At 71.1% G+C, this 9,355-nt stretch carries 8 protein-coding genes and 1 pseudogene; 5 read left to right on the top strand and 4 right to left on the bottom strand.

The window, feature by feature from the left end; translation table 11 throughout:
- The 4 genes and pseudogenes from AOK08_RS10790 to AOK08_RS10805 form a co-directional block, all read left to right on the top strand.
- Positions 1-638 (top strand): annotated as a pseudogene (locus AOK08_RS10790) (MDMPI N domain containing protein); the annotation flags it as partial.
- Positions 639-898: 260 nt separating this feature from the next.
- Positions 899-1,351, top strand: a complete 453-nt coding sequence (locus AOK08_RS10795) for a hypothetical protein (protein WP_241826910.1) — start codon at positions 899-901, stop codon at positions 1,349-1,351.
- A gap of 79 nt (positions 1,352-1,430) precedes the next feature.
- On the top strand, positions 1,431-2,444 hold the full coding sequence (locus AOK08_RS10800) for a hypothetical protein (protein ID WP_055525270.1): 1,014 nt from the start codon (positions 1,431-1,433) through the stop codon (positions 2,442-2,444).
- A gap of 164 nt (positions 2,445-2,608) precedes the next feature.
- Positions 2,609-2,959 carry a VOC family protein gene (locus tag AOK08_RS10805; protein ID WP_055525271.1) on the top strand — a complete coding sequence of 117 codons (351 nt, stop codon included), beginning with the start codon at positions 2,609-2,611 and terminating at the stop codon, positions 2,957-2,959.
- A gap of 95 nt (positions 2,960-3,054) precedes the next feature.
- Here the strand turns inward: AOK08_RS10805 and AOK08_RS10810 are convergent, their stop codons facing one another.
- From AOK08_RS10810 to AOK08_RS10820, 3 genes are all read right to left on the bottom strand, one after another.
- Positions 3,055-5,091, bottom strand: coding sequence for a glycosyl hydrolase (locus tag AOK08_RS10810; protein WP_055525272.1), 2,037 nt, complete (start codon positions 5,089-5,091; stop codon positions 3,055-3,057).
- A gap of 153 nt (positions 5,092-5,244) precedes the next feature.
- Complete coding sequence (purU, locus tag AOK08_RS10815; protein WP_055525273.1) at positions 5,245-6,138, bottom strand: formyltetrahydrofolate deformylase; 894 nt, start codon at positions 6,136-6,138, stop codon at positions 5,245-5,247.
- 102 nt (positions 6,139-6,240) lie between these two features.
- The gene (locus AOK08_RS10820; RefSeq protein ID WP_079053966.1) at positions 6,241-6,741 is read right to left on the bottom strand and encodes an SCO4402 family protein; all 501 of its coding nucleotides are present in this window, start codon (positions 6,739-6,741) and stop codon (positions 6,241-6,243) included.
- Positions 6,742-6,858: 117 nt separating this feature from the next.
- Between AOK08_RS10820 and AOK08_RS10825 the strand changes: the two genes are divergently transcribed.
- Positions 6,859-8,250 carry an ABC transporter substrate-binding protein gene (locus tag AOK08_RS10825; RefSeq protein WP_079053967.1) on the top strand — a complete coding sequence of 464 codons (1,392 nt, stop codon included), beginning with the start codon at positions 6,859-6,861 and terminating at the stop codon, positions 8,248-8,250.
- Between the two features lie 42 nt (positions 8,251-8,292).
- Here the strand turns inward: AOK08_RS10825 and AOK08_RS10830 are convergent, their stop codons facing one another.
- On the bottom strand, positions 8,293-9,309 hold the full coding sequence (locus tag AOK08_RS10830; protein ID WP_157876641.1) for a hypothetical protein: 1,017 nt from the start codon (positions 9,307-9,309) through the stop codon (positions 8,293-8,295).
- Between the last annotated feature and the right edge of the window lie 46 nt (positions 9,310-9,355).

A 9,355-nucleotide genomic window follows, 5' to 3' on the forward strand; every position in this document is an offset into this window, starting at 1 on the left:
CGCCGGATCCGGCGTCCCGTACGGAGGCGTACTGGCGTGCCTCGTACTTCCCGCCCACCCGGTCCGTCCGGGTGCCGTGGCGGGAGCAGAGCCACGGCATCGTACGGAACGTCTCGTTCGCGGGCGGCGGCTCGGGCGAGCTGCCGGTCTCGTACGGCGACTTCGAACTGCCGCTGTGCGACGCGATGCTGGACCGCGCCTTCGAGTGCTGGGTGCACGCGGGCGACATCGCCGACGCGGTCGACTATCCGTACGAGCCCCCGGCCCCGCGTCACCTCCACCGCATGATCGACCTCGCGGCCCGCATGCTCCCGCAGGCGCTGGCCGCCCGCCGCCAGGCAGGCCTGGCCGCGCCGGACCGGGCGACCCGCCACCTGGTCCGGGCCGGCCGGCCCGGCCGCAGTCTCCGCCTGGAGATCGAGGGCTCGGGCGGCGGCGAATGGCTGATCCCCCTGGACTCCCCGGCCGCCCTCCCCTCCTCGGCCCACGAGGTCGCCCATGTGGCCCTGGACGGCGTGGAGTTCTGCCAACTGGCAGCGGGCCACGTCTCCCCGGAGGAAGCGGCGGCGGGCCAGGACGGCGACCGGGAGGCGATCAGGGATGTGCTGTTCGCGGCGGCTTCGCTGAGCCGGATGTGAGGACGCCTTCACGGCGTCGCCCCGGTGACAGCGCGACGTCCGCGCGAGACATCCTGGCCCTTCGCGGCATCCACCAGGGGAACCTTGATGGACTGGGCATCCCGATGGGTCCCGTCGGCAGCCCACCCTGACAGTTGTCAGGACCGTGCGGTGCCGCTCCCGGCCTAGTCTCGGGGCCGATCGACACGGGGAAGGCTCGCACAGGCGGCCGACTGCCGCCGAAGCGCGTACCCCGTTCCGTACGCCGACGGAGGAGCATCGTGACAACTGCACGTCGTATGGCGGGATCCATCGCGGTCGCCGCAGCACTGATGGCCGGCAGCACCTTCCTGGCCACCGCCCCGGCTGCCGCGAAGGGGACAGCCGCGGCCACGCCCGCCCAGGTCAGGACGGCCAACTGGGACGGCAACATCTACCTCTTCTACAGCGCCTCCAGCAACAGCTCCTGGAGCAAGTACAGCGGCTGGGTCAATGACTTCGCCGGGCACACCTTCGCGGCCGGCGGTGAGGGCCACGGTCTGAGGGTGAAGAACAACGTGAACCGCGCCTGGAACAACGATCAGAGCTTCGTGGCCCGCATCTACTACAACGAGAACCAGAACGCCAGCGGTGCCGCTCCCTACGACGACTTCTGGCCCGGAGAGGCCCGCGCGCTGAACTCCGGAGTGCAGAACAACAACGCGTCGATGAGCTGGTACTTCCCTGGCAGCTGACGCCTGTCCGGCCCGCCCGCGCACCGGCGGGCGGGCCCCGCACTGCCGCACCCGCACTCCGGAAGGGACTTACGACGACATGCCGGCGCGACGAACTCACCGGGCCCGGCACCTCGGGGCGGCCGTCATCCTGCTCGCCGTCACGGCCGGGTGCGCGCAGGGGCAGGCCGCGGAGGCGCCGCCGACGCCCACTCCGTCCGGGACACCCCGGGCTTCCGGGCCGACGAAGGTTTCCGGGCCGCTTCCCCTCGTCTCGGTGCCGAGAATGCTCGATGTCAGTTCCCTCGTACTGCCCATCGAGCCCTACCTGTTCACCGATCGCCAGGTCGGGCGCCTGTTCCGGGCCAAGGCGGTACTCACCGAGTCGTGCATGCGGCGCTTCGGCCATTCCTGGCCCGCCTCCACCGGTCCCCTCCCGGAGACGGGCACGCTGAACCCGGCCAACACCGCGCACCGGTACGGCATCACGGACCCGGCCAACGCAGCCCGCTACGGCTATCACCCGGTGCCCGGCTCGGTGCCGCCCCTGGTCAGGAACAAGCCCACGAGGACACCGCCCGGACCGCGGCCGGGGCCTGAAGCGATGCTCGTCCTGCGTGGGTTGAACCCGGACGGCACACCGGCGGGCACCGACTCGCGCGGTCGTCGGCTCCCTGTGGGCGGTTGCCAGGGCGAGGCCACGAAGGCGCTGTCGGGGGACCCCGACAAGCTGGGGAACCGGGAGCTCGTCGGCGCGGTCAACATCGGCGGTTACCGTGACTCGCAACGCGATCCTCGTGTGGTGGCCGTCTTCCGTGCCTGGTCACGGTGCATGAAGCGGCAGAACAGCGACTACGTCTACGCCGACCCGACCCAAGCGCCCGGCAAGGACCCCAAGTTCAACGGTCCGACCGCCGGCCCGGCCGAGCTCGCGCTCGCGAGCGCGGACGTGTCCTGCAAACGGGAGACGAACGTCATCGGCGTCTGGTCGTCGGTCGACGCGGCGTACCAGCGGCGGGCGATGGCCGAGAACCAGCGTGAACTCGCCGCCGTCAAGAAGGACATGACCACGCAACTGGCCAACGCCGACCGGGCACTGGCCGGGCCACGCTGACGGACACCGAGGCCAGTACGGCGACCGGGAAGCCATCGGGGACGGGCTGTTCGCGGCGGCGTCACTCGGTCGGACGCAAGCACGCGAAGGTCCGGGAGACCTCCGCGTGCCAGGATGCCGACGGGGGGCACGACCGTCAGCACGTCGATGGGCAGGAGCCGGCCATGATCAGTGGTGCACATGTCGTCCTCTACAGCCAGGACGCCGAGGCGGACCGCCTCTTTCTCCGCGACGTCCTCGGGTTTCCCGGAGTCGACGCGGGTGGCGGCTGGCTCGTCCTCAAGCTGCCCCCGGCCGAGGTGGCCGTGCACCCGACCGACGGTCCGCCGCAGCACGAGTTCTTCCTGATGTGCGACAACCTCGATGCCCAGCTGGGCGAGTTCCGCGCGCGGGGTGTCGAGATCACCCGCCCGGTCAGCGAGCAGCGCTGGGGCAGATTGACGGCGATCCGGCTGCCCAGCGGCGCCGAACTCCCGCTCTACGAACCGCTGCACCCCGTCGCCCACAGCCTGTGATCCGCAGGCTGCGGATCCGCAGGCTGTGATCCGCAGGGCTCGGCGGCACCCGTGTGTCGCCAGGTGCCTCAGGTGCCTCAGGTGCCTCAGGTGCCTCATTCCGCCCTGATGTCGTCCACGTACACGACCCCCTTGGTCGCCGCCTCGCCCTCGCCCCCGTGGACCAGGTACAGGTTGAACGCCGCCACCTTCGCCAGGCGGCCCGGGTCCAGTACCGCTCCGGTGTTCGACGTGTCCCAGGGAGCCGGGGCGAAGTCGGTGAAGGGGGCCCTGATTTCCTGGCCGGTCGTGTCGGAGAGCGGGAGCTGGTACCAGAAGTCGATTCCGTCGGCGACGATCTGGAGGGCCCCGCCGTTCGCGGAGCCGTCGCCCCTGAGCCACAGGGCGAGGGATGTGAAGGCGGACCAGTCCGCGTCGACCGGCTTGCCGATGCCCGTGTACTGCGCGCCGGAGAAGTCGTACGCGTACGCCAGTCCGTAGGTGCCCGAGGACCTGTGGTCGGGCGACAGGGTGAGGGTGTGGGCGTTGACGTGGGTGTACGCCTCGCTGAGGGCCGTGTCGTCTCCGGCGTAGCCCTCGAAGTCGTCGACCCGGCCGGCGGGGAGCGGCGCGGCCTCGCCGAGGAGGACCACCGCCGAGTCGGTGAGCGTCCTGCCGTCCACCCGGGCGGTCACCGTGAGGGTCGCCGTGGGGTTGTCCCGTGCGGCCCGGCCGGGCGACCAGTCGGCCGAGTAGAAGCCGTCGGCGTCGAGGCACAGGCGTCCGGCACGGCCTCCGTCGACGGAGTACGTGACCCGGCTCACCCTCGTCGCCCCGGTGACACGCACCCGGATGGTCGTCCTTCCGCCCGCCACGCGCCCGCGGTCCGTGGGGGTCACCAGGTGTATCAGCGGGGCGTTCCTCACCGCCGTCGTGCGAGCCGCGTACATCCCCCGGAGGTCGATGTCGGCGGCGAACAGCGTGTACGGGTCCTGGTGGTATCCGGCGAAGTCCGGGAGCAGGGCGTGGCCCGGGTACGGCACATACGCGCGCTTCGTGCCGCCGAAGTTGGCCCAGGTCAGCATGTACGTCACCTGGCGGGCCAGCGGGTCCGCCTCGATGGCCTGCGCGAGATGCGTGAACCATCGCTCGTCGCGGATCTCCGTACCGCCGCCCTCCCCGAACTCCGTGAGGGCCGGGGCCTTGCCGCGCTCGTTCGCCAGCCGGACCACCATCGCCAGGTCCTTCACCAGACCGTCGAGCCAGGGACTCGGGCCCGCGTTCTCGTCGTACGAGTCGTAGCCGAGGATGTCGACGAAACCGTCGCCCGGGTAGGTCCTGAGGTAGCCGGCCGGGTCGCCGCCGAAGCTCGCGTTGGGCGAGTAGGCGTAGAGGAGGTTGTGGACGCCCTTGGTGTCGCGCAGGTACTCGACGGTGAAGCGGTACAGCTCGACGTACTCGCGTGAGGTCGTGTGCCCGGCGCCCCACCAGAACCAGCCCGCGTTGTTCTCGTGGAAGGGGCGGAACACGACCGGGATCGGGGTGCCGTCCGGCCGCCGTGCGCCCTTGACCGCCTTCGCCACGCGGTCGAGGAAGGCCCTGAACCGCGCGTGCTTCGCGCCTCCGGGCAGGATCTGCCCGACCACCCGGCCCCTGGTGTCGTAGAAGTTGCCGCCGGTGACGAAGTTCGGCAGGTGGGCGCTGAGGGTGTTGATCCCGCCGCGCGCGTCCCCCTGCCGGATGCAGCGGCTCAGCGCGGCGATGTTCCCGGCCTCGGTGCCGTCCTTCACGCCGGGGCGTTCGTCGCCGTCGAGGATCAGGGTGTCCCAGCCGAAGACCGCCGGGTGGTCGCCCACCGCCGCCCTGGTGTCGGACGCCCTGCCGTCGGGGGTGGTGAAGGTGAAACCGTAGGTGAGGTCGTGCTGGTGGCCGAAGAGGATGCCCCTGCCCTGCTGCCCCTTCAGATACGCGAACAGCGCGCGGGTGGCGGGGGTCGCCCGGTCGTCGACGATCCGCACCGGCGTCGGCGGGACGGGGGCCGCCGCGCCGGGGATCGCCGCCGCGGCCGACGGGATCCCGGCGCCGGTCGCCATGGCGACGACCGTGGCACCCAGCAGGACGAACGCGCGGCGGTTCATGCGCGGAGCGGACATGTACGTCTCCTTCGACGCGACGATCTCCCGAACGCCGAGAACATGACTGTCACCGCGGCACGGCACACGCGTGTGATCCAAGTGCCGTTATTTGACTAGAGATTGAGGAAAAACGAAAGGGGTTGGAGTGGGTGAGTGAGTGAGGTTCGGGGGCTACGCGAACACCACTGTCCGGCGCCCGTTCAGCAGGATCCGGCGCTCCGCGTGCCACTTCACCGCCCGCGCCAGCGCCTGGCACTCCACATCGCGGCCGATGGCCACCAATTGGTCCGGAGTCACGTCGTGCGCGACCCGCTCGACCTCCTGCTCGATGATCGGGCCCTCGTCGAGGTCCGCCGTGACGTAGTGCGCCGTCGCACCGATCAGCTTCACGCCCCGCGCGTGGGCCTGGTGGTAGGGCTTGGCGCCCTTGAAGCTCGGGAGGAAGGAGTGGTGGATGTTGATGATCCGGCCGCTCAGGCTCTTGCACAGGTCGTCCGACAGCACCTGCATGTAGCGGGCCAGGACGACCAGCTCCACGTTCTCCTCGCGCACCAGCTCCAGCAGCCGCGCCTCCGCCTCCGCCTTCGTGTCCTTCGTCACCGGGATGTGGACGAACGGGACGTCGTACGAGGCGACCAGCTCGGCGAAGTCCGTGTGGTTGGAGACGACCGCCGCGATGTCGACCGGGAGCGCGCCGATGCGGGCGCGGAAGAGGAGGTCGTTGAGGCAGTGGCCGAACTTGCTGACCATCAGGACGACCCGCATACGGTCCTCGGCCCGGTGGATCTGCCACTCCATGTGGAAGGCGTCGCCGATCGCCGCGAAGCTCGCCCGGAGCTTGTCCACCGTCACCGGCGTCTCACCCGAGAAGTGGACGCGCATGAAGAACAGTCCCGTGTCCCGGTCGCCGAACTGCTGGCTGTCCTCGATGTTGCAGCCGGTCATGAAGAGGTAGCTCGACACGGCGTGCACGATGCCCTGTTTGTCGGGGCAGGAGAGGGTGAGGACATACTGCTCGGCGGGGGTCCCGGCGGGGGCGGCGGCTGCGCTGGACTGCTCGTTCATGCCGGACAGGGTCCCATATCCCCCTCGAACGGCCCACTGCCGTCCGCCACCCGGAACGCGCCCGAAGCCGCCGGAGCGCCCCTCGCACGTCCCCGGCCCGCGCTACGCCGAGCGCGTCAGTATCCGCAGCACTTCCAGCGTGCGCGGCGGGACGTCCGGATCCTCGCCGTCGCTCACCGCGAGACGCACATGGGCGTCCCGGGCCGCGCGGACCGCCTCCGGCCACCCGGCGTGGTCGAGGTAGGCCGAGACGGGGGCGTCCGGGCCGACCTGGTGCATGATCCGCAGTACGCGGAGTACGGCGGTGTCGACGAGGGCGGCTTCCTGGGAGTCCCGGAAGATCGTGCCGACGTATTTCTCGGCGGACCAGCTGTCCAGCCAGGTGTCCTCGACCAGGCGGTACACGGCGTCGGTGACGTCACCGTATCCGTCGACCCCGGCCAGCCAGACGTTCCGCTGGAACGCCGGGTCGGAGAGCATGTGCAGCGCGGAGCGCACATTGCTGCGCCAGCGCCACCACGGCATGTCGTTGAGTGGCATGCCGCCCATGGTGGGGGAGCGACGGCCGCGACGGGAAGAGTCTTCCGAACCTTGCACGGTCATCGATCGTACGGTCCCGGTGAAAATGAGATCAACACCCCCCGTAATTCACTTCCCCGTCACCACCTGTTGACCACGGGTGACGTCCGGGTTGGCCGTGTGACGCAATCGTGCATATTCATGACCGGCAGGCGAGGCACCCGCAGCACCTTCCGCACCATCTTCCCCAGGTCCGTGAGCACAGGGCCGGCGAGTACAGGGCCCGTGAGTACAGGGTCCGTGAGCACAGGGCCCGTGAGCACAGGGCCCGTGAGTACGAGGGCCACGCGCGCGAGATCCATGAGCGCGCTGGCCGTGTGCGCGGCGCTCGCCGCGGGCTGCGGGGTCGTACCCGGCACCTCGGCCGACACCGAGAGCGGCGAGATCACCGTCATGACCTGGGCGCCGGAGGACACCGACGCCACCAACAAGCCCGGCATGCCGGCCATGGCGCAGGCTTACGCGCGCTGGATCAACTCCACGGGTGGCCTGAACGGGCGCAAGCTCAAGGTCCTGACCTGCAACGAACACAACGACCGGGTGGCCGCCGCGAAGTGCGCCCGGCTGGCCGCCAAGGAGGACGTCGTCGCGGTCGTCGGTTCCTACAGCCAGTTCGGCGACGCCTTCCTGGGCCCGCTGGCCTCCGCCGGGATTCCCTACATCGGCGGCTACGGCGTCACCAACGACGAGTTCACCAACCCCATGTCCTACCCCGTGAACGGCGGCTCGCCCGCCCTCCTGGCCGGCCTCGGCAAGGAGCTGGCCGCCGTCTGCGGTCCCGTCGCCCTGGTCCGCCCGGACACCATCGCGGGCGACCAGCTGCCCCAGCTCCTCAACTCCGGCCTGCGGGCGGGCGGGCACGCCCCGGCGCGGGACCAGCTCGCCGCCGAGGACGCCACCGAGTACTCGGCGCACACCAAGCTCGCCCTTCAGCGCACGACCGGCACCGGGAGCGGGAAGAAGGGCTGTGTGGTGCCGGCGCTCGGCGACCGCACCAACACCTTCATGGACTCCTTCCGGCGCGACCGCGAGGACTACCCGGCCGTGCGCACCGCGACCGTCCTCGGCAGCGTCGACCAGACGGTGATCAACGCGAACGGCGGCAAGTCGGGCCCGTACGAGGGCTCGTACATCACCGGCTGGTACCCGGTGGCCAGTGACGCCCGCTGGGACGAGATGAACAAGGTCATCAAGGAAGAGGCCTTCGACGACGACCGCGTCGACCCGCAGGACGCGGGAGTGCAGACCACCTGGATCGCGTACACCGTCCTGAAGAGGGTCGTCGAGTCGCTGAAGGACGGCGAGGTGTCCTCGACCACCGTCCGGCAGGCCCTCGACCGCGGCCTGCCCATCACCACCGGCGGGCTCACCCCGACGCTGCGCTGGCGCTTCGAGGACCTCCTCAGGGTGGCCGGCTTCCCGCGCCTGGTCAACGCGCGGGTGACCCTCCAGGTCGTCCGCGACGGACGGCTCGTCGCCGCCCGCAAGGGGGTCGTCGACACGACGAAGCTGCTGGAGAACGCCCAGCACTGACCCACGGGCCGGCACCGTCCCTCCCGGAGGGGCCGTGCCGGGTCAGAGCTGGGTGGACTGGCGTTCCGTCAGGTCGTACGTGTTCGCGATCGCGTTCCACAGTTCGGCCGCCCTGGACTTCTGCTCGGTGGCGATGCCGCTCTGCTCGTTGCCCTTCCGGGTCTGGCCCGTCGTACGGGCCTGGCCGCCCTTGCAGGCGTGCTTGCCCGCCGACTGGTCGGCCCAGGCCGCGTAGTGGTTGTCGGCGGCCTGGGACGCCTGCCAGGCCTGGGTGAGGGCGTCGCTCAGCCCGTCGTGCTCGGGGAGCTTGTCGATGTCCAGCTTGGAGAGCCGGGTGACCAGTTCGCCGCGCTGCCGGGCCGCGTCGCGCAGATCGGCGGCGGCCTGCCCGAGGTTGTCGCAGGACCTGACGTCCGACACGGCCTTGATCACCGCGTCGCGGCTGTCGTTGCTGTCGGCGAGCAGCTTGTCCAGCTCGACGGCCTGCGCCTTGGCCGGGTCGGCGGGCGGCGCCTTGGACTCCTCCGACGCGGACGGGGCCGCCGCGACCGTCTTGTTGCCCGTGTCCCCGCCGCTGTCCCCGCCGCCCTTGCTCAGCATGGCGCCGGCCCCGATCCCGAGCACGACGATGCCGACCCCGACGGCCGCGATGACGGCCATCCGCGAGCGCCGGCCCCGGTCGTGATCGTCATCGTCCCGGTCGTCCATGTCGTGGGGCGCGTGGGGCTGCCCGGCCGCCTGGAAGCCGTACGGAGCCTGCTGGCCGTAGGGCGCGGGCTGCTGGTAGGGCTGCTGCCGGGGGTGCTGGTCCTGGGCCGGGATGCGGGGCATCTGCTGGGTGGCACCGGCCGGACCGGCCGAACCGCCCGGTCCTGCTGTGCCTGCTGTGCCTGCCGGGCCGCTGCGGAACAGGTTGTCGAAGTCGGAGGGCGGCTGACGGTCGTCGGCGCCGCCCGGGGGTATGCCGTACGCCCCGCCGGGCACCGGCGGGATGTACTGGGTGGCGTCGGTGTCGGACCCGCCGGGGGCCGGGTACGCGGTCGCGCCGGGCGGCGGCATACCGGGGACCACGGGCGGCAGGAACTGCGTCGCCGCCTACCCGCCC

This window comes from Streptomyces graminilatus (assembly GCF_001418565.1).
Lineage (GTDB): Bacteria > Actinomycetota > Actinomycetes > Streptomycetales > Streptomycetaceae > Streptomyces > Streptomyces graminilatus.

What these genes read in the sequence shown, in the direction of transcription:
- AOK08_RS10800 (WP_055525270.1), top strand. Translation starts at nt 1,431, where the DNA reads ATGCCGGCGCGACGAACTCACCGGGCCCGGCACCTCGGGGCGGCCGTC.
- AOK08_RS10805 (WP_055525271.1), top strand. Translation starts at nt 2,609, where the DNA reads ATGATCAGTGGTGCACATGTCGTCCTCTACAGCCAGGACGCCGAGGCG.
- AOK08_RS10810 (WP_055525272.1), bottom strand. Translation starts at nt 5,091, where the DNA reads ATGTCCGCTCCGCGCATGAACCGCCGCGCGTTCGTCCTGCTGGGTGCC.
- purU (WP_055525273.1), bottom strand. Translation starts at nt 6,138, where the DNA reads ATGAACGAGCAGTCCAGCGCAGCCGCCGCCCCCGCCGGGACCCCCGCC.
- AOK08_RS10820 (WP_079053966.1), bottom strand. Translation starts at nt 6,741, where the DNA reads ATGACCGTGCAAGGTTCGGAAGACTCTTCCCGTCGCGGCCGTCGCTCC.
- AOK08_RS10825 (WP_079053967.1), top strand. Translation starts at nt 6,859, where the DNA reads ATGACCGGCAGGCGAGGCACCCGCAGCACCTTCCGCACCATCTTCCCC.
- AOK08_RS10830 (WP_157876641.1), bottom strand. Translation starts at nt 9,309, where the DNA reads ATGCCGCCGCCCGGCGCGACCGCGTACCCGGCCCCCGGCGGGTCCGAC.